Annotated in this window: 21 protein-coding genes and 1 pseudogene; 6 read left to right on the forward strand and 16 right to left on the reverse strand. The window is 46.0% G+C overall.

Annotation, left to right across the window (positions count from 1 at the left end; genetic code table 11):
* Positions 1-981: 981 nt before the first annotated feature.
* Positions 982-2,748 (forward strand): methyl-accepting chemotaxis protein, encoded by a 1,767-nt coding sequence (locus tag P364_RS0116845; protein WP_029881040.1) that lies wholly within the window; start codon positions 982-984, stop codon positions 2,746-2,748.
* Positions 2,749-3,004: 256 nt separating this feature from the next.
* Here P364_RS0116845 and P364_RS36910 read toward each other — a convergent pair whose 3' ends face one another.
* The 5 genes from P364_RS36910 to P364_RS0116870 all read right to left on the reverse strand — a co-directional run bounded on the left by P364_RS36910 (position 3,005) and on the right by P364_RS0116870 (position 7,690).
* Complete coding sequence (locus P364_RS36910) at positions 3,005-3,172, reverse strand: DUF3934 family protein (protein WP_081718007.1); 168 nt, start codon at positions 3,170-3,172, stop codon at positions 3,005-3,007.
* A 142-nt stretch (positions 3,173-3,314) separates the two neighbouring features.
* Positions 3,315-4,535: an MFS transporter gene (locus P364_RS0116855; RefSeq protein ID WP_024631260.1), complete on the reverse strand. Its 1,221-nt coding sequence runs from the start codon at positions 4,533-4,535 to the stop codon at positions 3,315-3,317.
* 33 nt (positions 4,536-4,568) lie between these two features.
* Complete coding sequence (locus P364_RS0116860; RefSeq protein WP_024631261.1) at positions 4,569-5,168, reverse strand: TetR/AcrR family transcriptional regulator; 600 nt, start codon at positions 5,166-5,168, stop codon at positions 4,569-4,571.
* Between the two features lie 120 nt (positions 5,169-5,288).
* Positions 5,289-6,437, reverse strand: coding sequence for a S1C family serine protease (locus P364_RS0116865; RefSeq protein WP_024631262.1), 1,149 nt, complete (start codon positions 6,435-6,437; stop codon positions 5,289-5,291).
* A 14-nt stretch (positions 6,438-6,451) separates the two neighbouring features.
* Positions 6,452-7,690, reverse strand: coding sequence for an FxLYD domain-containing protein (locus P364_RS0116870; RefSeq protein WP_024631263.1), 1,239 nt, complete (start codon positions 7,688-7,690; stop codon positions 6,452-6,454).
* 300 nt (positions 7,691-7,990) lie between these two features.
* On the opposite strand from P364_RS0116870, the gene P364_RS0116875 reads away from it, so the two are divergent.
* Positions 7,991-8,746: a class I SAM-dependent methyltransferase gene (locus tag P364_RS0116875; RefSeq protein WP_024631264.1), complete on the forward strand. Its 756-nt coding sequence runs from the start codon at positions 7,991-7,993 to the stop codon at positions 8,744-8,746.
* A gap of 106 nt (positions 8,747-8,852) precedes the next feature.
* Here P364_RS0116875 and P364_RS0116880 read toward each other — a convergent pair whose 3' ends face one another.
* The gene (locus tag P364_RS0116880; protein WP_024631265.1) at positions 8,853-10,985 is read right to left on the reverse strand and encodes a penicillin-binding transpeptidase domain-containing protein; all 2,133 of its coding nucleotides are present in this window, start codon (positions 10,983-10,985) and stop codon (positions 8,853-8,855) included.
* 147 nt (positions 10,986-11,132) lie between these two features.
* On the opposite strand from P364_RS0116880, the gene P364_RS0116885 reads away from it, so the two are divergent.
* Together P364_RS0116885 and P364_RS0116890 are read left to right on the forward strand one after the other, a co-directional pair.
* Positions 11,133-11,537, forward strand: a complete 405-nt coding sequence (locus P364_RS0116885) for a CBS domain-containing protein (RefSeq protein ID WP_024631266.1) — start codon at positions 11,133-11,135, stop codon at positions 11,535-11,537.
* 273 nt (positions 11,538-11,810) lie between these two features.
* Complete coding sequence (locus P364_RS0116890) at positions 11,811-12,950, forward strand: hypothetical protein (RefSeq protein ID WP_024631267.1); 1,140 nt, start codon at positions 11,811-11,813, stop codon at positions 12,948-12,950.
* Between the two features lie 175 nt (positions 12,951-13,125).
* Here P364_RS0116890 and P364_RS0116895 read toward each other — a convergent pair whose 3' ends face one another.
* The gene (locus P364_RS0116895; RefSeq protein ID WP_024631268.1) at positions 13,126-13,491 is read right to left on the reverse strand and encodes a hypothetical protein; all 366 of its coding nucleotides are present in this window, start codon (positions 13,489-13,491) and stop codon (positions 13,126-13,128) included.
* Positions 13,488-13,937, reverse strand: a complete 450-nt coding sequence (locus P364_RS0116900; protein WP_024631269.1) for a hypothetical protein — start codon at positions 13,935-13,937, stop codon at positions 13,488-13,490. The genes P364_RS0116895 and P364_RS0116900 overlap by 4 nt, the downstream gene beginning before the upstream one ends.
* Positions 13,938-14,261: 324 nt before the next feature.
* On the opposite strand from P364_RS0116900, the gene P364_RS0116905 reads away from it, so the two are divergent.
* Positions 14,262-14,861 carry a hypothetical protein gene (locus P364_RS0116905; RefSeq protein WP_024631270.1) on the forward strand — a complete coding sequence of 200 codons (600 nt, stop codon included), beginning with the start codon at positions 14,262-14,264 and terminating at the stop codon, positions 14,859-14,861.
* A 128-nt stretch (positions 14,862-14,989) separates the two neighbouring features.
* The gene (locus tag P364_RS0116910) at positions 14,990-15,202 is read left to right on the forward strand and encodes a DUF6366 family protein (RefSeq protein WP_024631271.1); all 213 of its coding nucleotides are present in this window, start codon (positions 14,990-14,992) and stop codon (positions 15,200-15,202) included.
* A 133-nt stretch (positions 15,203-15,335) separates the two neighbouring features.
* On the opposite strand, the pseudogene P364_RS38250 reads toward P364_RS0116910, so the two are convergent.
* From P364_RS38250 to P364_RS0116945, 8 genes and pseudogenes are all read right to left on the reverse strand, one after another.
* A pseudogene (locus P364_RS38250) lies at positions 15,336-15,416 on the reverse strand (MgtC/SapB family protein); the annotation flags it as partial.
* Between the two features lie 41 nt (positions 15,417-15,457).
* The gene (locus P364_RS0116915) at positions 15,458-16,489 is read right to left on the reverse strand and encodes a LacI family DNA-binding transcriptional regulator (RefSeq protein WP_024631272.1); all 1,032 of its coding nucleotides are present in this window, start codon (positions 16,487-16,489) and stop codon (positions 15,458-15,460) included.
* An 87-nt stretch (positions 16,490-16,576) separates the two neighbouring features.
* Entirely contained in the window at positions 16,577-17,623 is a 1,047-nt protein-coding gene (locus P364_RS0116920; RefSeq protein WP_024631273.1) for an ABC transporter ATP-binding protein, read from the reverse strand.
* Positions 17,620-18,663, reverse strand: a complete 1,044-nt coding sequence (locus tag P364_RS0116925) for an ABC transporter ATP-binding protein (RefSeq protein WP_024631274.1) — start codon at positions 18,661-18,663, stop codon at positions 17,620-17,622. The genes P364_RS0116920 and P364_RS0116925 overlap by 4 nt, the downstream gene beginning before the upstream one ends.
* A 32-nt stretch (positions 18,664-18,695) precedes the next feature.
* Positions 18,696-19,841 (reverse strand): ABC transporter permease, encoded by a 1,146-nt coding sequence (locus tag P364_RS0116930; RefSeq protein ID WP_024631275.1) that lies wholly within the window; start codon positions 19,839-19,841, stop codon positions 18,696-18,698.
* Between the two features lie 2 nt (positions 19,842-19,843).
* Positions 19,844-20,842 (reverse strand): ABC transporter permease, encoded by a 999-nt coding sequence (locus P364_RS0116935; RefSeq protein ID WP_024631276.1) that lies wholly within the window; start codon positions 20,840-20,842, stop codon positions 19,844-19,846.
* Between the two features lie 95 nt (positions 20,843-20,937).
* Positions 20,938-22,884 (reverse strand): ABC transporter substrate-binding protein, encoded by a 1,947-nt coding sequence (locus P364_RS35400; RefSeq protein ID WP_024631277.1) that lies wholly within the window; start codon positions 22,882-22,884, stop codon positions 20,938-20,940.
* A 419-nt stretch (positions 22,885-23,303) separates the two neighbouring features.
* Positions 23,304-25,418 carry a DUF5054 domain-containing protein gene (locus P364_RS0116945; protein WP_024631278.1) on the reverse strand — a complete coding sequence of 705 codons (2,115 nt, stop codon included), beginning with the start codon at positions 25,416-25,418 and terminating at the stop codon, positions 23,304-23,306.
* Between the last annotated feature and the right edge of the window lie 111 nt (positions 25,419-25,529).

The following is a 25,529-nucleotide window of genomic DNA, read 5'->3' on the forward strand; positions in this document are numbered from 1 at the left end:
GAGATTAAAAATCTCATTGTTTTTGCTTCGAAATCATACCGTTCGAAAACGTGTACCGATTTCTCAGCGTCGATCTTGCAAGCAAGATCGTTACTCACTCGTTGTTCAGTTTTCAAAGATCAAACTTGTTTCCGTTGCTGTCGTTGTTCTCTTCAGCAACTCTTATATATTATCACGTCCGAACCAACTTTGCAAGCATCTTTTTTTAAGTTTCTTTCGAAGCTTATTTTTCATTCGCTTGCCGCACCGTGTTTCTTGTGTTTTCTTGGCCGGATTAATAATATATCATGTTCTATTATTAATTACAACCCATATTATAAATTATTTTATTTCACTACAATGACTATTGATTATAAATGTACTCCAGTGATTGATACGCTAAAGGAATTTCGAGATACTCTCTAGACTTCTGACTTCTAAGGAACAGCCTATATTGAATGTAATCCCAACGCCTAAGCTCTAAGGATAGTTTAACTCTGAGGGACGTAAATGCTTTTCTTCATTAATGTAACTACTTATTAAGTTAGCTTCATCTATATACTGCTGTCTTTCATTATAGCAACAGAATAATGTTCAGTGATTTTGCTGATTCACCAAAATCTCGCCTCGAGTCATTTTTGCGTAATAATGTATTTCATATATGCGCATATCTTTATTTCAATATAAATCCCTCTTCCCTCTATGTATATACATGTTAGGCAACAATTCACTCATCAAAACGAACTCCCCTTATAACTCTTGGCAATCCATTTACTCAATCTTTAAGGAAATGGCCGTAAAGAATTTGCGCATTTTTCATTTATGAACACAATAGTGAAATAAACGAGAAACATTCTGAAAAACCTTGGTTCTAAAGCATCATTTTCATTCCAAACGCTAACATTAAACTAAATCTATTACGATATATCACATGGATACAAAGCACCATACGCAAAGCGAATACGCATCCAGAATGGTCTCAATTAGAAAAAGGAGTGAAAGATGTTGTTAGATAAGATACGGTGGAGTACCCTTCCTTTCTTTGCTAAAAGTCTCGTTATTTCGTTCGGTAGCATTATGTTGATTGGCGTCATCCTGATAACTGCGGGATATCAACTGCAAAAGGATATTTTGAGTCAACAACTGTACGATCAGGCTGAAGTTACGACACAGAAATGGTTTGATGACCTGGATACAGACCAAGTACTTGAAGCGGTAAACGAGAAAAGTTATTCTGGACCTGTTCAGAAACAATTAAGAGAATATCTGGATTCCATCCACGAGTTATATCCCAATATTGCACAAGCCTATATCTTCGGTACTGAACTGAAGGAAGGAAATCAGACGTCCATCATCGCGATTCCTACCAACCTGCTCGGGCCTTTTGAAGAAAGCAATATGGCAGCAGGTTCAATGTATCCATTACCACAGAAGAATGTTATAGCTCTTGAAGGTATGAAAAAAAATGAGAAGCCTGCATTAAGCAGCTTTTATACGGACGAATACGGTACTTGGACTACAATTATGTACCCTATTAAAAATGCCGAAGGAAAAATGTACGCCGCACTTTACTTCGACGTTGATGCAAATGCTGTTCCAAAAGGACTTCATAAACTGATTACATACAGCAGTATTTTCCTTATCGTTTTCCTGATTCTGTTTATGGTACTACAATATATTCTGTTAAAGAAAACACTCAAGCCAATCCGTGACCTCATGGAGGGTATTGAGGCTGCGAGCTCTGGTAATCTGGATGTAACCATCCAAACCGGACGAGATGATCTAGGAATTATTAATCAAAAATTCAATACGATGATTCAGCGATTCAATGACACGATGTTCAAAGTCCAAACGACATCCCATCACCTCTCTGATTCATCCAAGAAATTATTAGACATTTCCGAAAAAAATAATGATAACATCCAGATGATCAGCAGTAATATCCGGGATATCTCACTGGGCCTTCGTTCTCAGGATCAAGCCAGCGTGGAAAGTGCCCGAGCGATGACAGAGATGTCTGCCGTTGTGCAGACGATTGCCAGCAGTTCTGCAGATGTAGCGGATGAGGCATTAAGCATGGAACAACGTTCTAGTTCAGGCCATGAGATTATGCAACAAGTTATTGAGCAGATGAGACTGATCTCCGGTGCGGTGAAACATACGTCGGAATCTATACAATCTTTGGAAAGCCGCTCCAACGAAATTAGCAGCATCGTAAATATGATTACACAGATTGCGGAACAGACTAATTTGCTCGCCCTGAATGCTTCCATTGAGGCAGCTCGTGTTGGCGAGGAAGGAAAAGGTTTCGCGGTTGTCGCAGGGGAAGTACGCAAACTCGCTGAACAGTCCCAGGACTCAGCCAAACAGATCCGTACCTTGATTGACGGAATTCAGCGCGATATCCTCCAATCCGCCGAAGCTATGCAACTTGGCTCCCAAGAAGTGGAGAAGGGGTCTCATGTCACCCTGGAGACGGGCCAATTCTTTGAGGATATTCTGACAGCTACGAACAAAGTCGCCAACCAAATTCAGGATATCTCCAGCTCTACCGAAGAAATATCCGCCAGCACACAGGAAATGTCGGCTACTGCGGATGAATTGTCTTCGAGCGTAAGCAAAGCAGCACATAGCAGCAAACAGATTGAGCAATCTATTGCGGAACAGGAAGCATCCATGGCTTCCATTGTATCGGCCTCGGATGAACTTTCCGCTGTATCAGCCCAATTGCAGGAACTGATTTCATTCTTCAAAGTAAAAGCCGGCTAGTCTTGTGTAGAGTGTAGCAAGCTCAATTAGGTCATTCATATCAAAGAACCAAGATGTTAGGGTAGTTCCTTGCCTCTTGGTTTTTTTTATTTACTGCTCGGGGATGATTTAACCACACGTGCCGAAAACTCCGCCTCTCTAACCTTATTTCCTCAGCCTTTCTTCAATATATAAAGATGAAATAAAAAAAGAGACCGTCCCTATATATAGGTCAGATCTCTGCTCCATGAACTCCTCTGGTATCGTCAAGCCCCACTTACTGTGGCTTGTCAGTGGAAGCTTCGGTATCGTCCTTCTTCTTCGTGCCTTTACTCTTATAAGGCTTCGGGGCACTTTTCGCCCGGTTGGCGGCGGCTTGCCAACGGTTCCAGCCTTTTTTGCCAGTACCACGGCCGGTGCCACCTTTTCCTTTTGCTTTGCTCATGTTATCACTCCAATAATCCTGTATATGCTTAAAAATGACCGTCCTCGGTAACTTGTTATGCAACCCAGCCCATCTTCTTCACTTCCAGCATTTCTTATTATAACAAAATTGATGTCTTTACGTTCATTTACATAAATCATGATTACATTTCAGCCTTCGCACTGCCTGTGGATTTAACACCTCTTAATACCCGCAGAGATAACAGGAAACAGATCGCCAGAACGGCGGCTGCCGAGACGTAAGGATAGTTAATATTCACATCAAATAGTGCTCCCGCTACAATTGGACCTGCGATATTGCCCAAACTTGTATAGGCTGAGTTCAACCCAGCTACAAAGCCCTGCTGTTCTTCCGCCAGTTTGGACATCTGCGTGCTGATTGCCGGACGCAAAATATCCATGCCCAGGAAGACGATGAATGTAACGACCAAAATCATCCAGTATGTGTTTACAAACAGGGTTAACAATACAAATACCGCCACAAAGAGCAAGCAGACCGAAATGACTTTTTTCTCACCAAATCGGTTTAACAGCCAGCCAATCAATGAGACCTGTACCACGGCTCCCGCAATGGAACCAAACGTTATAATGAAGGCAATATCCTTGGTGGTAAAGCCAAATTTGTGATCCACAAATAGAGAAAAGACCGTCTCATAGTTAGCCAAGCCAAACGCCATAACAAATACGATGACCAAACTGAAAAAGTAGGGCTCACGGTACGAACGAAGCAGCTGGGAAACCATGCCCGGCCCTTTGACCTTCGCTGCACCCGCGACAGGTTTGGTCTGTTCTCCAGTAATTCTGGTTGATTCCGGCAAAATAATCAGCGTAATGATGGATGCCAGCAAACCCGCAATACCTGCAGCATAGAAAGGAATCCGAATACCAAAGTCCGCGATATATCCGCCGATTCCCGGACCGATGATAAATCCTGTAGTAATTGCGGCATTTATTAATCCCATACCTCTACCGCGTTCTTCCTCTGTTGTAATATCTGCAGTGTACGCCATAACCGCCGGGAAGATCATCGCTGCGCCAATCCCGCCAAGCATCCGTGCCGCGAAGAGCAGCGATGGTGCATTCACAGCACCAAACATAAACTCGGATACAGCAAAGATTAACATGCCGCCAACGATTATTTTTTTACGTCCCAAGATGTCTGACCAACGGCCCGCAATGGGAGAAAACAGAAACTGGGTGAATGAGAATGCCGCTACCAGCAAACCAACCGTGAATCCAGTGATATGCAGTAGATCCATGTAAGCAGGCATAATAGGCACAACAAGGCCTATACCTGTAAAAACGAGAAAAATATTAAACATTAACAGCAGCAATGCGCCCCTGTTCCGTGTAAGTAATGCCATGATTCCATCCTCCGTAGTTGTCAAAATGTTACCTTAATCTTTATCTTTTGCAATTCCATACAAGTATACGCTAGCAGCCTTGCGGTATAAGGCAAGAGCCTGTTCTGGCTCCATGCCGCGCGACAGCTGACTGAGACCAATAATGGTGCTTTCAAGAATGAGCGCTAGATGGTCTGCGTTGTCTGCTTTAAACTCCCCGCTCTCAATTCCCTGTTCCACCAATTGTTTGTTAAATTGAATATGCCGCTCAAACATCAAAGCTATTCGTTCTTCAATATCATTTTCTTTCTTCTCACCAGTGAAAAACTCATCTGCCGCCTTCGTCAGTGGGTGATTCATGTCATCAAGGATTAATTGTTCCGCCAAGCCGTATATCTTCTCCGTAGAAGTATGATACAGATGATCCTTGGCTGCCCAATTCTCCTCCCACTCCCGATCCCATTCATCAATCAGGTAGAGAAACAGACCTTCCTTGCTTTTGAAGTGGTAATATATATTGCCTTTACTGCTGCCCGTCGCAGCCACAATATCTTCTATGGACGTTGCTTTATAGCCTTTTTGCACAAAAAGGGCTCTTGAGGCATCCGCAAGTTTCTTCTTGGTCTGCTCGGTTTGTAGTTGCTTTTTATTCATACTCATTCATTTCACTCCACCTCTTGCATACTGAACGTTCGTTCTGTATTTTAACAGATGAATCGAACATAAGCAATCAAAAAGGAGAGTCGACTTGTCGCCCATTCTCCCTCCACAACTTTATTTTACTTTTTCCCCTTGGCCATGAAGTATTTTCAGTTGTCCATTCTCATACCCTACCTGATACGTAACTTTGTATTTCGTTGTTACATACTCGCCATCTCTACGCTCATCTGCTGTAATGACCGCCGTCACTTCCATCTCTTTATTTCCGTTTGTTGTAGAGGAAATTTCACCGATAGTTACATAGCTCGTATTGATATACCCTTCGCGAAACTTCGCATACGTCGTCCCGCTCTGCCATTCGCTGCCAAGCAATGCATAGGCGGTGACATAATCGCTCAAATTCAGGCTCGTATAAAAGTCCGTCACCAGTGCCTCTGCTTCCAATGCTGCTGAGCTTGATCCCGAATGCGTATCCCCTGCCGTCTTAACCGCTGCTGTGCCGGAAGGATTTTTGGACCAGTTCTGCACCTGCTTGAGCACACTGGTCATAGGGATGCTGAATCCAATTCCACCCTCCTGCTCCACCACAGCTGAATTGATGCCGAGTACTTCGCCAGTCTCCGCACTAATCAGTGGTCCACCACTGTTCCCATGGGTTATAGGAGCTGATATCTGATAAAGATTGCTATAAATATAAGGTGCTATTTCAAAGCTACGGCCTACACCACTAATAATCCCTGTAGTTACGGTATTCTCTAACCCGAGTGGACTGCCCAGCGCCAGAATTTCGTCTCCGGTCTCAGCTTTGGATTTGGCAATGTCTAGCGGTTTGATCTTTTTCATATCCGGTACCCTGACAACTGCTACATCCGTCTCTTCCCCTATCCCGATTACCGTTCCCTTATATTCCTCATGACTCAGGGTGCGGACGATCACTTCTTTTGAGCCTTCCACCACATGCGCATTCGTGACGATATCCCCCTGATCATTATAGAGAAAACCGGAACCCAATCCACTGCTGCTCTCAATCGTGACCACTTTCTTCTGGCTCTCTTCAATAATCTGTTTGCGCGTCTTCTTCTCAGGTTGCTTGGAAGCAGTCGTCGTTGCCGCGTTTTCCGTTTCCTTCGCAGCGACAACGGCCAGTCTGGGCCCATCCTGCAGCTGATCTACTGAATGCTGATGTATCCAGAACACGCCTCCTGCCCCAGCACCAATAATGATGGCACTGGATATGATCGTACTCCATGTTCGTTTGGCCATTCCAACCTGTCCTCCTATTCAAGATACCACGTTGCATTCACAACAGAGACTTCCGCTTCCTGATACACACCATAATAATAAGTTTCAAAGAAACCTTCTTCTCCCACATCCAACCAGCTTGGATACACATCCACATAAGTCTGGCCCAGATAGCTACCGTCTGTACCATAAATGTCGACCATGATAGTGACGGAGGAGATCGGCCGGGTCGCATTGTTTACCATTGAACCGCTAATATAAAGGTCACCGTACATATCGAGCGCTGCGTCAACGCTCACTAAGCTTACTGCTGCTGTTCGATTCTTCAGATCTTCTTCCGCAGCCTGCTGCTCCGCCAGTTGGATCCGTTCCGCTTCCGCTTTTTCAAACGCCTTTTTTTCACTGAGCACCCTCTCACGATACGCAGTGAGTTTTTCATTTTCCGGCGCATAGGACAACCCTTGATCCACAGTTTGTAAAGCAGCTGTGAAATCCTTTTTCTTCACTTGCTGTTCAGCCTGCTTATAACTAATGCCTGCGAGCTTATCGACGATTTGCTTCTCTACTGCCTCTGCTTCCTTGCCCTTCAAATTCGATACGGTATCCAGTTTCTCGGCAAGTGCCTCTACCGTCGTCAAACTATCGATTTCCTTCTTTACCTTCAGTACGGCCAGTGTGACCTTTCTGTTGTTTAATGTCGCACGCACTTTGGAAAATACTGGTTCGTCCCGCTCGTTCAGCACTTTGTTTACAGCCTGTATGGTCTTGTCTCCTGCGGAGAGTTTCCCTGTCTTCAGACTTGTGGACGCCTCATTTAACTGATTCATCAGATTGAACGCCTTCGCCGTAATTTGGCGATCCAGTACAAGTGCATTATAGTTCGGCCGTTTCGCTAAAGCGGTGTCCAGCAACTGAAGTGCTTCTTTGTACTTACCTTCCAGGGCTGCTTGTTCCGCCTGTTGATGCAGCGATTTCACCTCTGAATTAATGCCCATCTCCTGCTTGTAATAGTACGTCAACAAGGCCCCCATCACCGCTGCCAGAAGCAGTGGAATAACCCAGCTAAATGCGCGACCTTGGTTGCTCTGCTTCGGTGCAGACTGATGCTGCCTGGATAATTGATTGACTGCTTTTCCCGCTCCACTCTCCAAACCAACCGCTGTTTCTGCCCAAATCTGTTCTTCTGTAGAGCCTGAGTCTTTTAATTTCGTTTTACACTTTCTACATGTGCTGTCCCCTGGACTGCTTTTGGTCCCACATACGTGACAATACACCCTGATCCCTCCATCAAAAAGAACGTATGTATGTTATGCTATTTTTACATGAATCGACACTTATCATATAGCAAAAAGGTAAAATACACCATATATTTGTGGGGTATAATGGAAGTATTCCAACTGTGAGGTGAAACGGATGTTATTTCGAATTGTTCGAAGTAATTAGTCGTCGGGCTGGGTCAAAACGCGTACCAGCTATCAGGGGATACGTCTGCCCTTTTGAGCCTGTTCGACAATCGGAACGATTTCGCACTACATCTGCCTAGAATGAAGAACTCACATTGGAGGAAACTTATAATGAAGAAAAGAATGGATTATACTGCTTTTTACGAACGCATAGGCCAATTGAATGGCTGGAATTTTAGCTCTTTAAACGTGACTTCAGAGGGCATTGGATGGGACTTCTATGAGGAAGTTGTTCGCCGCACTCATTCATCCGATCTGTTGCTTGATATTGGCACAGGTGGTGGAGAAGCTGTTCTTTCCATCTCGAACGCCGCACTGTTATTGGTTGGAATCGACCTTTCCCATGGAATGATTGAGACTGCCCAGCGTAATCTCAAGGCATCTGGTACCCGGTCGAATGTCCGTTTTGTGCATATGAATGCAGAGCAACTGACATTTCCAGATCAATTCTTTAATGTGATATCCTCCAGACACTGCGACTTCTGCGCTACAGAAGTATACAGAGTATTGGGAGATGGGGGTACATTCCTTACTCAGCAAGTCAGTGAAAATGATAAATGTAACATCTCAGAGGCCTTTGGCCGTGGACAGTCACTGGGCGTTCAGCCAGGCACATTGATGGAACGATACAAACGTGAACTTCAGGAAGCAGGTTTTCAAGATATTCAGGTTAGGGAATATAATGCAACAGAGTATTACGCCACACCTGATGATCTGCTATTCCTTCTGACCCATGCACCGATCATTCCCGGTTTTGGTGAGAGGGAATCCGACTTTGAGTGTTTCCAACAGTTCGTCGAGCAAAATCGCTGCGATAAAGGGATTCGAACGAACTCGACACGTTTTATGTTGACTGCCCGGAAATAAAATCTATAACATAAAGGCAAAAATAAGAGCCCATCCGCCATTTTGGTAACATGAATGGTGTTGGGCTCTTCAAATACTATTTTAGATCATCGTATATAGTATCAAATTACTGCGTGACTCCCTTTTTCTCCAGGAACGGCTTTAATTTATCCAACACATGATGACTGCCACCTCGTCCGTTCACTTGTTCAATAACCGCGGCTATAAGGAAGGATGGTGAATCCGTATCAAACACCACGACAAAACCGTTCTCCTGTCCCTTCTCTCCCTTTTTGGCCTTCAACTCGGCAGTCCCTGTCTTTGCAGCCAACCCTTCAGAAAGTGAGTCCAAGGAATGGGCTGTTCCTCCCGATCGGGTTACGACTTGGCCCAAGGCATCCTTCACCGTATTTGCGACTTCAGGCGTAATTACAACTTCCGGTTTGGCTGTTTCCTTTTCCTCGATCAGTACAGGCTTCACCATTTTCCCTTCATTAATAAAAGGGGTGAAGGACGACGCCAGATGGATCGGCGACATCAACATTTCTCCCTGTCCATAGGATGTGTCAGCGAGCAACACCTCGGAAGACAGATCCAGATGAGCCTCGTTCGCATACTGGCTTGGTTTCAAATACAGTTCATCCAGTCCAAAGTTATCTCCAAAACCGAACTTCTGAATACCCTCTATAAACTTGGCGCTGCCCATCTCAACAGCTTCCTTCGCAAAATAAATATTGTCCGAGTAGACTAGTGCATCAACCATGTTCACCGGGGATACACTTTTCACACGCTTCACATAGTAACCGCCCCAGCTCTCATCCTTGCGCCATTGCAAACCAGAGATATCATGCGATTTGTCCGCTGTGGTAACCTTCTCCATCAGCCCTGCAGCTGCCGTAATGGCTTTGAAGGTTGAGCCTGGTGCATAGCGATTCGTAAACCTATTGATAAAAGGAAGCTTCTCATCTGCTGAATATGCATCCCACTCTGCCTGTGTCAGTCCCGTAACCATCTTGTTCGGATTATAGGAAGGCGCACTGACCAGTGCCAGCAGATTACCGTCCGTTGGATTCATCATCACCATCGCTCCGGCATCACCACCACTGGATAGTGTCTTATACAACTTACGCTGTTGCTCGGAGCTGATCGTCAGTTGAATATTCTGTCCATCCACTGCATCCTTGCGGATAAGCTCTGAGCGAGTGTTTCCAGAATCATCGGTGATCTCGATCAGGCCACCTCTTTCGCCGCGAAGCTGTTTCTCCAGTGATTGCTCCAGTCCGGCTTTGCCAATCCAATCTTCTGCACGATAATAGCCTTCCGTATCTTTCTCCAGATCCTCCTTGGTGGCCTTACGAACATAGCCGATCAGATGAGCGGCAGCCTCCCCAAGCGGATAATACCGTATTTCCTTGGATTGAACTTGCACACCAGCCAGTGCTGCAGGCACCCTGGAGTCCTCTGTTGAAGCAATGGGAACAAAATATTCCGGCTTCACCCATTTCTGTGCAAGTGCAGTGTTAATGATATCTGCTGTTACTTTGTAATGCTCCGCAATTCGGGCGATCATCGTCTCCGGATTTTCTCCCAGCTTCTCAGGAATGATGCCCCATTCATATATATTTCCCTTTGTTGCTAGGGGCAGCCCTTCACGATCAACAATGTCTCCACGTTCCGGGAATAGCGTTCTCACCCGAACTTTGCTCCCCTTGACCATGTCGGTCAGAATCATGGATGGCTTCCAGTTGATCCGCCAGACTTTCGCTCCGTCCTCAAGCTCTTCACGTACCAGTTTCAATGTATGTGTCTCATTCACTTCCCCCAGGAAGGTCGTTAGTTGCAGGCTGTAGTCCACCTCATAGACATCCGGGTTTTGATTTTTATTTCCACTATTCGTTCCATTCTTGTTCTCTTTATCACCGTTATCCTTGCCTTGCTGTGAGTTGCTGTCCGTTGTCTCTTCGGTTACCTTCGGTATCAATTCTGCCTTTACCGCAGAAACCTCCATGCCCGAATAAATCGCATTGTATTTTTCCACAAATTGCTCACGGTTCATGCCAGACTCATTCAATGAAGCAGGCGTCATCAAGGGATACAGTTGATCGAATTCTTTCTTTTGCAAATGCGTTATGTATTGATCAACGGTTGCCTGGGGTTTCACTTCCTCTGTTTTGCTATTCTGCATGTATAAGTACATTCCGATTCCACCAGCAAATAAGATGGGAAGCAGTCCATAAATAATTTTACGTTTCGATTTCATGATCATATCACCTCTAATATACACTATAGATTTCCAGCCTCAATTAAACAATGGAACAAATCTGACGAATTTATCATTAAAAATAGCCGAAAGCTCACATAATATGTTTAAATAAGGATAGTGAGATTACAGTAAAGGAGCCCGATGATGGAAATCAGCTATTTTTTACTCCCCAAAGCCGAAGTGGCCTATATCAAGTCTTCCGCTTCCATGAAAGATGCGATCGAGCAGCTTGAATTGCAACATTATACCGCCATTCCCGTGATTGACCAGGATGGAAAATATGTTGCCACCCTGTCCGAAGGCGATTTGTTATGGAAAATGCGGAGCACCCCCGGACTGACATTTGAAACGATGGATCAGGTTCAGGTGCACGAGATCGACAACCGTGTATATAATGAATGTGTCTTTATTAAGGCCGAAATGGAAGATATGCTGACGCTGGCAGCAGATCAAAACTTTGTGCCTGTGGTGGATGTGGACCGTGTCTTCCTCGGTATTATCCGTCGCAAGGATATTATTGAGTATTATACGCGTAACATCTCTGACTGATTTTTCAATTGAATATAGGCCTTTATCGATGAAAGATGAAAGATGGCAAAAGGCTGAAACAAAAATGACGAGCCCTGGCTTGTCATTTTTGTGTTGGGTGCTCATGTCAGATCACATCTTCCGCTTGGCGAAGACCTCTCACTGGAATGCGTATGGGTGCAATACCTGCGTGACAAACGAGGTAACCTGTACCCCAGGGCAAGAACAACATCTCTCCAGACGAACTGAACGAGATGGCTTATCTATATTCTATAGAGAGGAGGCAAGTAAAGCATGATCAAGAAGTGGAAAAAACTGACGCTTGTCGCCAGCCTTGCTGTGTTATGGAACGTATATCCCATTCAAGCTGTTCAGGCAGAGCAGCTTAAGGTGAGTGGGAATACACTCCATGAATGGAACAACGGAGCCAAGGTAGACGCCAGCGTTGATAACAAAGGCAGTATTCAGATTAAGACCTCTACACAGGGGCTCAAAAAAGGAAACTATTCGGCCTACGTCTATGAGCTGCAGAATCGGGACTGGTCAGGATATAGGGCTTTGACCTTCTCCATTCGCAATGAGTCGGACCAAAAGCTGCCTCTTAATATCGTACTGACCCGATCGGATAAACTTTCCCTGACTGTGTCTGATGATCGAAACATCATCATAGTCGAGAAATCAACCGGACAGGCTGAACTGGTTCGCCCGGTATCCGGTCTGATTGAGTTGGAACCGGGATTTGTCGGACAGATCCGCATTCCCTTTTCCAGCCTAATGGTTCAGAACAAAGCCAACACGACAGGTCAAGTGATCTTGGGCAAAGTCATTGGTTGGGGCATTACAACCACTACTCCCGAAAACGCCAAGCTGAGCTTCCGCATCGGCAATATCAAGCCTTTGTCCAGGAAGCAAGCTGTGGCGGAGAACGGGCTCACTACCTTGCAAATGACTGGTGACGAGCGTGTGGTGAAGCCTGTAACCGGGGAATCCACAGTCCAATACGGTGTTCAATCCGCCTCAGAAGAAACGCCTGATGTAAAATTCCAGCTCGACACCCCCGTTCAGGGAGTATCCATTACACCGGATGGACTGCTTACGCTTCATACCGATGCCGATGCCGAACAGACCACCATCCGCGCACTTGTAAGTGGCAAATGGAATCTGACAACAACCGTCATACTGGATCGCTCTTCGGCCATGAATGTTCAGGAGAAACCACGTTCTATTCCTGACCCATCTGAAGTTACCAAGGTGCTCAGCCCTGCGGACCCACTGATGAAAACATCGGTGGGATGGTTTATTCGGCTCTTGTTAACAGCTGCCGGAATCCATGGACTCATACTCTACTGGCTATGGAAAAGACAACGGAAAGCCCCTGGCGCCAAGCGACGTTCCCGGGAAGATCGACAAGCAAGGCGTCCTTTTCGCATGTAAACGCACGTATTTGTATCCATATCGCCGCAGGATCTCGTGGATGAATTTTTTTCTTACGGAGCGAAAGATTAACCCGCTGAAAGATCATACTTATATAAAAAATTAAAAGGAAAGGGTACCCCACGGCCAATGATTTGGCAGATAGGGTACCCTTTTCATCTTGTAATCCGTAGAATCAGTTTCGTTCACGCTTCATACAAATGAGCAAAGCTTCATCATGCTGCTCTAGCCTCATGCAGACTATACCCAGATCAATCCACGGCCCGGTATTAATATCGGAACCTCTCGTTTGCAGGGCAATTTCAGCCCACGGCTTCGCCAGTGTGTATTGCTCCAGGTCCATATGTGCATTCACATGACAGGAAGCAATCCAGCTTGCCATTTCCCAGTCAGTCTTCGGCTCGGGCAGCATCCCCCAAGCCTGATCATAATAGATCAGGGCTTGCTCATGCTGCTGCGTTTCATCGAGAACATTGCCTGCTTCTACCGTTTCAATAATTTCTCTCTCCAGTTCGGGATACTCCGGTGTCAGATCCTTCACTCCGCAACCTCCTCCTCCAGTTCGAAATACCATTCCAGAAAGTTATTGAAGCTCGTCCATTGCGGTGTACTTTCACGGCTCAGAAAACGTTCGATCGATTCACCCAGCTCCACCAGAGCCACATCTCCCGTTTGGCGGTTATAAAAGAATCCACCCTCGCCCTCAAAGCTGTCCAGCGGTATGTAGGCTTCTGGCAATCCAAGCGTAAGTTGAGCCACTGTCATGTCCTCCAAATATACGGTGTTTTCCATAACCCAGCAGATCTGATAGATCTCCTGATGTCTGCTGTAAAAGGTCGGATCATCATCCGCATGCAAATAAAAATGTGCAAAATCAGATTTAAGATCAATACCCAGTTGACGTAAAGATTCTTCATACTCTGCTGGTACATCTTCATGCCACCAGCCCTTATTTTGACAATAATCAATCACTTTATTGGATAGCATATTAAGCCTCCTAATGAATCAAACATGATGAGTATAAGCCCTCTGACTGTAAGATGGCTTTTAACTTTATAACCTAACCTGTTATCCCGTTAGACAACTTAATTGCAGAACGATATCGAGTGTGGTTGCCCATCACCCAGTCATGAAACATATAAATACTGTATCAAAAGAACAAGACGAATGGAAATGGAGACATTTCTATTTACCTATCCAAAAGCCCACGATGAGCAGAACACTCCGCAGCTAGCCTCAATTTCCTTATTCTGGCGCAACTTCCCCCTCATTCTTTCGTCTAATAATTGATTAACAACGAAGGAGATGACTATGCGAATAAGTTGCAGTCCTGGTTTCCCCGGAAGCATGATTGGTTCAATTGAAATCCAGCCGTCCAAGTTTAATACGGGCGTTTCCCATAACAGTGAGATTACTCATCATGTTGATCCTGACCTCATTGCTATTCCTTACATCGAAGACCCCGGATTCGGTTCAACCTTTGACACGATGAAGATGATGAAGGGAACGTTCCAAGAAGAGTTTCACGTAAGTTATGATGTGGAATTTACGATTGATGTGGATAAAAAGGGGTACATCACCCAGTTTGAGCATACCTTTGCACTGGAGCGTTATCTTGATCTTGTGCGGACGCAGTCCTATAAAGTAATTAAGACGAATTGGAAGGGACGTTCCTTCCATGTCATGACTTACAGTTATATGGAGGAAGTGTGCAACCCGGATAATGTAATCTTCAAATGTAACCATGCAGAGGATGTTTTTGTCGTAGCAGAACTTGTTCCCTATTCTGTCGGTGGTGGTGTGGTGCAGCCCAACAATGTGTACCTTCACCTCCGTGCATTAATCTCGGCAAGAGATGATCTCTATCCGATTGACTATATGTGTGAACCTGATTTCGATCTAAGCATCTAGGCCTGAGTTCTACATCATTTAAATACAGCAAAGAGCACAAAGCGTTCCTGATTAACTCCGGATCACCTGTGCTCTATTTGAATATAGGTTCGTTTTACCGAAAAAAATCAAATCTCAGGGGTGGTTACATGGATTTTCGAGAAGAAACACCCGAAGCCAAAAGAGAACGCTTGAGACAAGAAGAATTAAAGGGAAACTCCATGGGTACGTTTGGTGATGGTATCAATCGTGCTCAATTTGGAAGCTTATCCGATTTAGTTGGTGGTTTGGGATGGAAAGGCACCGGAATACTCATTATATTATTGGTAGTAGGCTATGTAATTTATAAATTAGTGGTCTGAGAAGGATAGGCATAACGATGCATTCTTTGCTGCTTAAAATAAATAAGCGTATTCAAAGCTTTCCACCGAATACGCTTATTCGTTTGCAAAATTACTCACGCTGCAGATGTCAAACCTTTCATTTCAAATCCGGCCTCATAATCTGTCCTGCTCCGAGAAAACCGAGGCCCGAGACAATCTGAGCTGCCAAGCGCATTGGGTCTTGGATGTAACCGTTATCATATTTAACCTTACTACATCCGAAACTTATTCTTGCTAATTCTTGATCGAGGAACAAGAGTTTCTCTCTATTATTTTGCTCGGAACGATCCTGTTATTCTCGTACGCTCCCTCCAGAATACCCAGCTTGTGCATAAGTAACCTTACCGATTGAACCCCCAGCTCAGATGGTTGCAGATCCATTCCCGTCAAAGAAGGCCTTACCTGGTGCATCATGGACTGATCGCCGCAGATGACAAACAAAGAGATATCTTCCGGCACACGAAGACCCGCGTCGTTGATGGCATTAAGGGCACTAAATGCAGTACGGTCGTCGTCTGCAATAATGGCTGTTGCTCTCTCCGTCTGGTTCTTCACATTATGAAGTGTCTCATCATAGCCATATTTAATATACTTATCTGAATGAATGCCCGGTTTATAATGGATCATTCCGGGCTGGATCATAACACCATGCTCTTGTAGCACCCGGACAAACTCTTCCGTACGTTCAATGGACACGGTCATCTGCTCCCCGGCGTTCAGGAACATGATGTTCCGGTGCCCCAGCCCAAGCAAATAATCGCAAATATCGCGGATAATCTGTTTGTTATCGTTATTGACGGTAGCGACACCCTGGAGTCCCTTGTTAATAATTTTGCCAATGGTAACGAACGGGATTTCATGCTGATACAGCAGATTGATCCGGTCGTCCTCTTCTGTAGGCCCCAGCACAATGGCCCCGTCAATAGGATAGCTCGCGAGTGAAGGTGTCTTCACCTCTTCGGCAGCAATCATGTCCAGAAGCACCCGATATCCGTAATTGGAGGCTTCCAGAATGACGCCGTTGATAAACTGATTATGGAACACGCTGAAAAAGAATTTACCGTGCGGAATCGTAAGCCCGATCGCCATTGTTTTCTTGGTGACCAAGCTTCTTGCAATATGATTCGGCACGTAATTCAATTCCTTCGAGATTTGCAGCACTTTCTCGGTTACCTTTTTGCTCGTCGGCCTTTTCTGGCTGAATACGTTGGATACCGTTCCCTTCGATACACCCGCCAGACGGGCCACATCGTCAATCTTTGCCATTAGGAACAACCTCTCCTCAACACTAGTTCGATTTCGTCCTCGCGAGTTCAAAGATGACTGTTTGTATCATCAGGTACATGTCGATGGTTAGGATGTCCTGGATTGCACCTCATCCTCAGTCTCGATTGGAACGCCGCGAAGCTGAAGCTGCTCGGCATAATGACAGGCAGCAAAATGATTATATCCTACTTCACGGAGTTCAGGAACGTGCTGGATGCATTTATCCGTCTTATACGAGCATCGGGGATGAAAATGACAACCGCTTGGCGGATTAGCCGGATTCGGTACTTCCCCCTCCAGTATAATTCGTTCTTTTTTGAAGTCCGGATTCGGTTGGGGCACGGCTAACATAAGCGCCTCTGTATAGGGATGCTGAGGATGCGAAAACAGCGATTCCGTTGTCGCCAGTTCCACAATTCTGCCCAGATGCATTACCGCTACCCGGTCGGAAATATTTTGTACGATGGAAAGATCATGCGAAATGAAGATATACGTGATCTTGAATTGCTCCTGCAAATCCTTGAGCAGATTGATAATCTGTGCCTGAATCGAAACATCAAGGGCTGAGACCGCTTCATCACAGACAATCAGTCTGGGCTGTGTAATCAGTGCACGTGCAATAGCTATCCGCTGCCGCTGTCCCCCGGAGAAGGCATGCGGGTAACGTTTCAGGTAACCCACATTCAGACCTGTTTTCTCGGCAATCTCCATTACTTTCGCTTCCACTTCCGCCCTGCTCAGCTTAAAGTTCGCAATCAGCGGCTCAGCAATAATATCGAATACGCTCATTCGAGGGCTGAGTGAGGAATAGGGGTCCTGAAAAATCATTTGGATGTCCTTGCGATATGCCTTGATCTCTTTCCCCTTCAAGTTAAGGTAATCTACTTCTTTTCCATCTTCCGCGTGATAGACTACACTGCCTGAAGAAGCATCCACACCTCTGACAATACATCGTCCTAGCGTCGTTTTCCCACAGCCGGATTCCCCTACAATACTCAAGGTTTCCCCTTCAAGGAGTTCAAATGAAATTTCGTTCAGAATGTGAATGGGTTTGGGCTTTTTGAACAGGGCTTTTTTGGATTTGACCTGAAAGCTTTTGTTCAGGTTGAGGACTTCAAGAATGGACTTGGTCATTGTGCTTCTCCTTCTCTCTGGTCCGCGTACAGGAAACATCGGACCATATGCTGGTCTGAGATCGCGGTTTTCGGTACAGCCTGACGATTACATACGCCTTCAATTCTGTCCTTGCAGCGATCATAGAATCCGCACATCGGGGGCATGTTGATCGGCATCGGAACAGAGCCTTCGATGGAATCCAGCCGTTTGCTTTTGTTTCCTCCCAATCTGGGCATTGATTTAAGTAACCCTTTCGTATAGGGGTGCTTCGGATTGTTAAAGATTTCTCTCATTGGGGCCTGCTCAACAATTCTTCCGAGATACATCACCGCAACCTCGTCACACATCTCGGCGATAATACCCAGATCATGGGTCACCAGCAGAATGGCCATGCCAAATTCCGCCTGCAGGCTTTTCATGAGTTCCAGTACTTGAGCCTGAATGGTCACATCGAGCGCTGTGGTGGGCTCATCGGCAATTAGAATTTCGGGGTTACAGGACAATGCCATCGAGATCATCGCCCGCTGACGCATACCTCCCGAGAATTCATGCGGATACTGATCGAAACGCTTGGCCTGATCGGAAATACCGACTTTGCTCAGCATCTCTAATGCGATTTTTTTGGCCTCTTTTTTGTTCTTCGTCTGATGGATTCGGATCGCTTCCATGATCTGATTCCCGATGGTATACATCGGTGAGAAGGCCGTCATTGGCTCCTGAAAGATCATCGAGATTTTACGGCCGCGGATGGAGCGGATCTGCTTGCCCGTCGGTTTCAGGGATAACAGATTCAGACCATGGAGGGCCATTTCCGAGTCGGAATTGTAAGTGATTGTTCCACTCGTTTCACATTCCTTGGGATTGATGCTGATGATTGATCGGCTTGTCAGGCTTTTGCCGCAGCCCGATTCCCCGACAAGCCCAAGGGTTTTTCCTTTGTATATATTGAAGTCGACACCATCCACGGCATTCATGACACCGTTTTCCATCTGAATCCGAATCTTCAGGTCTTGAACGGACAGTAAAGGTTGCTCCTTATGAACAGCTTGAGTTGCCATGCTATCCCCTCGCTTGCCTAGTATTTGGACAATTATTTTTTGTACGGATCTGCTGCGTCACGCAAGCCATCGCCGATAAAGTTATAGGTCAATACTGTCAGAATGACAAAAGCCAGTGGAATGAGCTTCCATGGATAAAGGGCCACATTTTCGATCTTTTGGGCCTCCTGAAGCAGCACGCCCCAACTGGTTGCCGGCGAACGGACGCCAAGGCCGAGGAAACTCATGGCCGTCTCACCCAGAATCATGCTGGGAATCGCCAGGGTTGCCGCCACGACCAAATAACTCATGAAGCCTGGCAGCAGGTGTTTGACGATAATCTTGGCGTCCCCTACACCAGCGATCTTTGCAGCAATTACATAGTCTTCATTCTTCAACGAAATGAACTTACCTCTGACGACCCGTGCCAGATCCGTCCAGCCAATAAAAGCGAAGATGATAACGATGTATAAATACATGGTCACTACCGGAATGCGCGGCGGAATTGCAGCGGATAATGCCATCCACAGCGGCAGCGTCGGAAAGGAACGGATGATTTCGATGATGCGTTGAATCAAGGAATCTATCCAGCCGCCGAAATAACCGGAAATGCCTCCAATAATCAAGCCCAGGATAAAGCTAATGCCTACGCCGACCAGCGGAATGCTGAGTGAAATTTGACTGCCCAACACGATCCGGGAGAACAGGTCACGACCCATGCCGTCCGTGCCTAGCAAAAATATTCTTCCTGGCTCATCTACGGCGAACAAATGCGTGGACATCGGAATCAGGCCAAGAAACTTATATTCTTCTCCCTTTACGAAGAATTTGAAGAAGTACTTTTTTTCGGTATCCGGGACAAACATTTTACGCAATGTTTCGGGGTCACGCTCACTTTTCAGCTCATACACAAACGGCTTGATGTGAAACTTGCCTTCCGCATCGACAAATCGAAGTCCCATAGGCGGTGCATTGACGTACTTGCTGTCATAGCTTTGCAGCCCATAGGGCGCGATAAACTGCGCGAACAGCGCAATGACGTAAAATGCAGCCAAAATGTACATACTGATTCGGGCCAATTTGTGTTTCTTGAATTTCTGATAGATCAGCCGCCACTGCGAGCTGTATACAGTATCTTTGGGTGCTGCTGTAACTGGGACTGCCGGCCTTTGACCTTTAAATAACGGTAGTGGTCTCATGATTAGGATCCTCTGAACTCTGTACGTATTTTGGGATCAAGCCAAGCCAGCAAAATATCGGAAATAAGCGTTCCGAGAACCGTCAGCAAAGCCATGATCAATAAAAAAGTTCCAGCAAGATACATATCCTGACCGAGCAGTGCATTATGCATAACTGGCCCTTGAATCGGCAGGTTTAATACGATTGCTGTAATGGTAGCACCGGTAAAGATGGAGGACAGTGACCAGCCAAAGGTACTCACAATAGGATTCAAGGCTGCACGTGTTGGATACTTGAACAGAATCTGCATCTCTGATAGACCTTTAGCACGAGCTGTGATGACATTCGGTTTATTCAGCTCATCAAGCATCTGTCCCCGCATGATCCGAATCAGATCCGCAGTACCCGAAAGTCCGATAACAATGACCGGAATCACCATATGCTGCATTAAGTCTTTTACCTTATCCATGGACCACGGCGCATTCACGTATTCGTTGGAGAATAAGCCGAGCAACGGATTGCCGAACCACTTATAGGAAAAAAACATGAGAATGATAGCTAACAAAAAGTTGGGCGTTGCCATTCCGATAAAGCTCAGGCCGGAGAAGAAATAATCGCCCGCAGAGTACTGCTTTACTGCTGTGTAGATCCCGACCGGGATCGCGATTATATAATGGAAGGCCATCGTCACCAGCGAGACAACCAGCGTCAGTCCCATATACTGCTGGATCACCGCCATTACCGGTTTGTTGTAGTTGAACGAGAAACCAAAGTCGCCATGCAGTATTATTTTCTTTACCCAGACGAAATATTGTTCATAGATTGGCCGGTCCAGCCCCAGATTCGCCCGCATGTCATCCATTTCAGCCTGAGTCATGATATCCCCTGAAGCGGACATCTTGGCCGAGTAGGAGGATACGTAATCGCCAGGCGGCAATTGAATAATATAGAAGACGATAAAGGAGATCACAACAACAACGGGAATGGCCAACAGAATTCGTTTTAAAATGTATTCAAACATCTATTCCTCTCCTCTGCACCGCGTGAATGATACAAAAGGAAACAATAGCAAGGATAAATCCCTCCTCACTATTGTTTACCTGAATGCTTCACCAGCTATTGCTTGATGAAAAATTGTGCCGGATGGCCTTGACCCAGCGAGCGATACTCATCGGACCAGATGAGATCCGTAGGAATGTTATGAATTTTATTCGAAGCCGTAATCAGCACCGGAGTTGGTCCCGCATATCCGATGACCCATTGATTCTTCTGGTGCAGTTTTACGATTTCATTGCTATACTGATTGATTTCATCCAGTGTCTTGCTAGCTTTGACCTTTTCCCAATACTCAAGGATTTTAGCGACATCGCCTTCAGGCTTGATGCCTTCTTTGCCGCCAGATTGGGAGTACAAACCGTAATGACCGAACCATGGAGTGATTACACGGAGCGGAACCATGGTATCCGGCCGGAAGGCTACGTTGACGACAGAAATATTCTCGGTAGTCATCGGAATCTGGTTGGCATATTTCATATCAAAATGAGTGCCGCCGTCAACCACTTTCAGGTTCGTGCGCAGCCCCATATCCTCGTAGTATTTCTTAAGCAATTCGAGGAAGGATGCCGTATCGGTCGTGTTCTCGATCACGGTAAGCGTCAGCTCGGAGCCGTCAGGGTTCAGACGGAAGTTGTCTTTATCCCGCTTGTTTAAACCAAGCTCGTCAAGAATTTGGTTAGCTCGTTCAGGATCGTATTCCGCCCACTGCTGAGCCCACCCTTCCTGAAAACCCATTACGCCTTGCGGTACGGAAGCTTGAATCGGCTCGCCCAGTCCACTGGTGACAATCTCAGATACCTGGTTACGGTCTACCCCAATGGAGAGTGCTTCCCTGAACTTGATATCCTGAAACAATTTGCGGAGATTCGGGTCCTCTGTTGTCTGGTTTAACTGTATTCCGGCACTGGACCAAGCTGGTTGTGTCCAAGGGATAATACGGTAGTCGCCTTTTTTCTCATTCTCTTTCAACACCGTGAAGTCTTTTGAATCAAAGATCACCAGGTTGTAATCACCCGCAAGGGTTCCAAGTACCTTTTGACTTGGATCTTGAATCTTGGTCGCTACAATTCGGTCAATATACGGAAGCTGTTTGCCTTCTTTGTCTGTTTTCCAGTAGTACGGGTTGCGCTCCATGACAAACTGATCGCCGTTCGGATCATTGGTTGGCACCCATGCTCGGAGTGTAGGGATCTGGTAATGCAGCCAGTCCGTATACCCGGTTTCCATCAAGAACACTTTGGGATCTTCATAGCCCCACTGCTTCGTGATCTCCAGTGTTTTTGCATCACCAACAAACTCTGGAAGGATGGTTTTGTGGAAGTGTGCGGGAGCGAAGAACCACTTGTTATCGATGGCCACACGTTCCAGGAAGAGCACACTCGGATATTTGTGGGTTACGGTAAACGTGTAGTCATCGACCTTTTTCACTTCAGCCAACGCTCTATCTCCGGTAACGGGATCAACGGAATAATAAGCGTCATAAATCTTTTTGCCGAAAGTTTCTTTGGTCAACATATGCTCCCAATAGAAGAGAACATCATCCGCTGTGAAAGGAACACCGTCGGACCACTTCATGCCTTCCCGCAAATGGATGGTGAACACGGTGGAATCTTCATTCACTTCATAGCTTTTGGCTACGTTTGGCTCAACCTTGTTACCTTCCTTGTTGAAGCGGAACAGCGCTTCTTCTGTTGGTTGGCCTATGCCCCACTTATCTGGAACGCCAGTCCAAGGCATATTCCAATCTCCACCGTATTGCCCGATCTCCTCAACAACCTCTTCAACCATAATGTCTTTGGAAGCCGGCAAGCGCTCAGCCAGTGCAGGCAATTTACCTTCATCAACAAGCTTTGCCAGCATCGGCGCTTCTTTTGCACTGTTGTCCGTAACAATAGGTTCTTTCACATTAGATTCCTCATTCTCGTTGTTAGCAGAAGAAAACGAGCATCCTCCCAGCACAGTCGTGATTAGAACCAGAATAATTAACAAATTGCTTTTCCTCTTCAAGCTAAACCCCTCCACATTTGGATTCACCATTAAACTTGCCTGCATTGCTCTGGTTGGCGCTCACCTCCCTGACGGAATAAACCTCTATGTAAAATATGTAGGCATTATTAAACCGGTTTAATAATGTGGCGAAAAAGAAGTTCTCGTTGGGAAAACATCACACAAAATTAAACCGGTTTAATTACCATATAAGAAAATGTAAACGCTTTATTTGTATATAATACATGGCTTACTGTGTTCAAGCAATAGCGTTTTAACAAAAAAATTGTTGTTTCTTCAAAATGATTTCAGGAATTTTTCAGGAACAGCTCGGTTCATTTCAAACCATATCCTCACTCACAAATCCAAGTATAGGTTCCAATTGTACTTGGATTATTATCCAATCATCAATTTTTGGTAAAATTCCACAATATCTTCTTTTATTTGCGGTTTGCAGTTGTATTTAGTCGGAAGCGGAATTTGGCATCCTCGCCGTACCACATAGGGAAATTCGTGCCCCAGATATTGTTATGCAGATTAAACTGCCATCCGGATTCAAGCGAAACAAACGAATTGTCGAATTGCAGCAGTCTTCTCTGTCCAGGTGCGACTAAAGGAGAATCCAGCGTTTCAATTGAAGCATGTCCATCTGCGCCTTCATAGAACACTCCCCTGTCTACAGCGTGTAGATTGCGGTTGCCGTCTTTTACAACATTCAACGGGGAGATTCGTCCTCCAAGCTTATCCATCATCCACAGATTGGGGTTATCCACCTTGAGGCCACATCCGAACCAACTTGCCTCCGGAAGACGATTCGCTTCTTTTCCAAACCATTGCAAGCTAACCTCAATCACTCCTGCCTGCGTAAAAGTGTACACCAGCTCCAGTTCCTTGGGTGCTCCGTACAATTCATAACTTTCTGCTGGCATGGATAACCGGAACCCGTACGTATCGCCATGAGCACTGCCTGAAATGTTCATGTCGGTCACGATTGGCAGATACACCTGATGGCTTGGCAGCGGGCGCACAAATTCAAAGCCAGGCTTGCTGAAATCGGCATCTGCCCAAGGATGGGTCACCGGAAGGTTCTGCATATAAGTGCGGAAATATCGATCGTAATCCTCCGTACCGAAGGTCTCATAGGCATAGGCCCCGAACGGATGCTTTGCATTCACCCAATTCTTTCCCTTCTCGTCCGTCAGCTGAATCAGGGCTCCATTGTTATTGAAGGCCAACTGATATCCGCCACTGTTATACACTTGATGGGTTATCACGGATACTGTGTCGGCAAACGCACGCTTAACTGGAGTTAGTTGTTCAAAAGCTTGCCGCGCTTCCTTCTGTTTATCATCACTCAGGCACGCCACAGCCTTGTCCAAGTATTCCCGCTGTTCCGCCCAAGAGCTCTCTATCATGGAATAAGTGCGACGGCTCGTCTCAGAGGAAAATAGTCCACTGGAATGACTGTCGAACTCATCCATGGCGAACGCACCGATATATTGAAACTTTGCGGGGATATCATCCACATCGACGTCATTAATTTCCCGCGCCCGGTTGAAGTCAGGCTTAGTATAATTCCGGAAATCCGGAAGCCATTTCTTCACATCAAGCCCCCACGTATGTTCCACAACAAGCAGCATGGCATCACTCATGCCTTTATATTCAGCGTCTGCCGGATCGATCCGGCCTTCGGTCAGCCACTTGTCTCTTAACCGCTGCAACTGGCGAAATCGGGCTATTTTCAGCGGGTCGGTACCGCCTCCATGAATCCAGGTATCCCCGAGCTCTTCACGTACAACAGGTAATTGGTCCCGAACCTGATCAAGATGCACTGCAAATGCATCCAGAGATGAAGCCATAATCTGTGCATCGGGGTAACGTTCCTGGATATGCTGGAACTGTTCACGAATCTCTTCTGCGCTTGGCGGTCCGCAATTGTCGCCCGTATGAGCGAACAACAAGATATCGTCGATACCTTCGATTTCGACTGCCTCCCCATAGGTGTCCGCATAGTTGACGATGATCTCACTGCCATCCGGTGCCTGCCACCTGAACAGCTTGGGCACATCCGGGCGCATGGAAGCCGGATTAACCCCAAGATGCATATACCGGAGACCCGCTTCACTCATCAAGGGCACCATGGACAAGGTATGGCCGGGTACATCCGTCATTTTTGCCGCAATGGTTGTTTTACCAAACTGTTTATCCAGATCCAGTCCGATGGACAACCCGTAGCGAAATAATGAGGCGTCCATCAGTTCGGTATGCGTCGTGAACGGCAGACCGTGCCACACGATATGACCTTTGCGGATCGCCTGTTCCATGGCCTGTTTCCCCTCTTCGGTCGCATGATTAAGATAGTGGCGGATCAGCCAGGAACCCGTGGTCCAGATGAATCTCTCCCGTCCTCCCTCCGCTTTCAACTGCGCAGAAAGTGCGATTGCTTTGGGCACATATTCTTCCACGTACTGCCTTACGACATTTTCCGCCAAGTGGGTAAATCCGATATCCAGGTGCGTTTTGAAAACGACATGTACTCTTTTTGGGTTAGTCATTGTTGTCTGAGCCTCCGTTGTTAGATTCACAGTTATCACTGTTTTTTGAATACTCCAGGTCGATCTCCGGTGTAGTCCTCTAATAAGCATGGGAGACCCGCTTCACGTGAA

This window comes from Paenibacillus sp. MAEPY2, from assembly GCF_000499205.1.
In the GTDB taxonomy this organism is placed as follows: domain Bacteria; phylum Bacillota; class Bacilli; order Paenibacillales; family Paenibacillaceae; genus Paenibacillus; species Paenibacillus vandeheii.

Bases quoted from the DNA above. Each gene is read 5' to 3' on its own strand.
- P364_RS0116845 (WP_029881040.1), top strand. From the start codon at position 982: ATGTTGTTAGATAAGATACGGTGGAGTACCCTTCCTTTCTTTGCTAAA.
- P364_RS36910 (WP_081718007.1), bottom strand. From the start codon at position 3,172: ATGAGCAAAGCAAAAGGAAAAGGTGGCACCGGCCGTGGTACTGGCAAA.
- P364_RS0116855 (WP_024631260.1), bottom strand. From the start codon at position 4,535: ATGGCATTACTTACACGGAACAGGGGCGCATTGCTGCTGTTAATGTTT.
- P364_RS0116860 (WP_024631261.1), bottom strand. From the start codon at position 5,168: ATGAATAAAAAGCAACTACAAACCGAGCAGACCAAGAAGAAACTTGCG.
- P364_RS0116865 (WP_024631262.1), bottom strand. From the start codon at position 6,437: ATGGCCAAACGAACATGGAGTACGATCATATCCAGTGCCATCATTATT.
- P364_RS0116875 (WP_024631264.1), top strand. From the start codon at position 7,991: ATGAAGAAAAGAATGGATTATACTGCTTTTTACGAACGCATAGGCCAA.
- P364_RS0116880 (WP_024631265.1), bottom strand. From the start codon at position 10,985: ATGAAATCGAAACGTAAAATTATTTATGGACTGCTTCCCATCTTATTT.
- P364_RS0116885 (WP_024631266.1), top strand. From the start codon at position 11,133: ATGGAAATCAGCTATTTTTTACTCCCCAAAGCCGAAGTGGCCTATATC.
- P364_RS0116890 (WP_024631267.1), top strand. From the start codon at position 11,811: ATGATCAAGAAGTGGAAAAAACTGACGCTTGTCGCCAGCCTTGCTGTG.
- P364_RS0116900 (WP_024631269.1), bottom strand. From the start codon at position 13,937: ATGCTATCCAATAAAGTGATTGATTATTGTCAAAATAAGGGCTGGTGG.
- P364_RS0116905 (WP_024631270.1), top strand. From the start codon at position 14,262: ATGCGAATAAGTTGCAGTCCTGGTTTCCCCGGAAGCATGATTGGTTCA.
- P364_RS0116910 (WP_024631271.1), top strand. From the start codon at position 14,990: ATGGATTTTCGAGAAGAAACACCCGAAGCCAAAAGAGAACGCTTGAGA.
- P364_RS0116915 (WP_024631272.1), bottom strand. From the start codon at position 16,489: ATGGCAAAGATTGACGATGTGGCCCGTCTGGCGGGTGTATCGAAGGGA.
- P364_RS0116920 (WP_024631273.1), bottom strand. From the start codon at position 17,623: ATGACCAAGTCCATTCTTGAAGTCCTCAACCTGAACAAAAGCTTTCAG.
- P364_RS0116925 (WP_024631274.1), bottom strand. From the start codon at position 18,663: ATGGCAACTCAAGCTGTTCATAAGGAGCAACCTTTACTGTCCGTTCAA.
- P364_RS0116930 (WP_024631275.1), bottom strand. From the start codon at position 19,841: ATGAGACCACTACCGTTATTTAAAGGTCAAAGGCCGGCAGTCCCAGTT.
- P364_RS0116935 (WP_024631276.1), bottom strand. From the start codon at position 20,842: ATGTTTGAATACATTTTAAAACGAATTCTGTTGGCCATTCCCGTTGTT.
- P364_RS0116945 (WP_024631278.1), bottom strand. From the start codon at position 25,418: ATGACTAACCCAAAAAGAGTACATGTCGTTTTCAAAACGCACCTGGAT.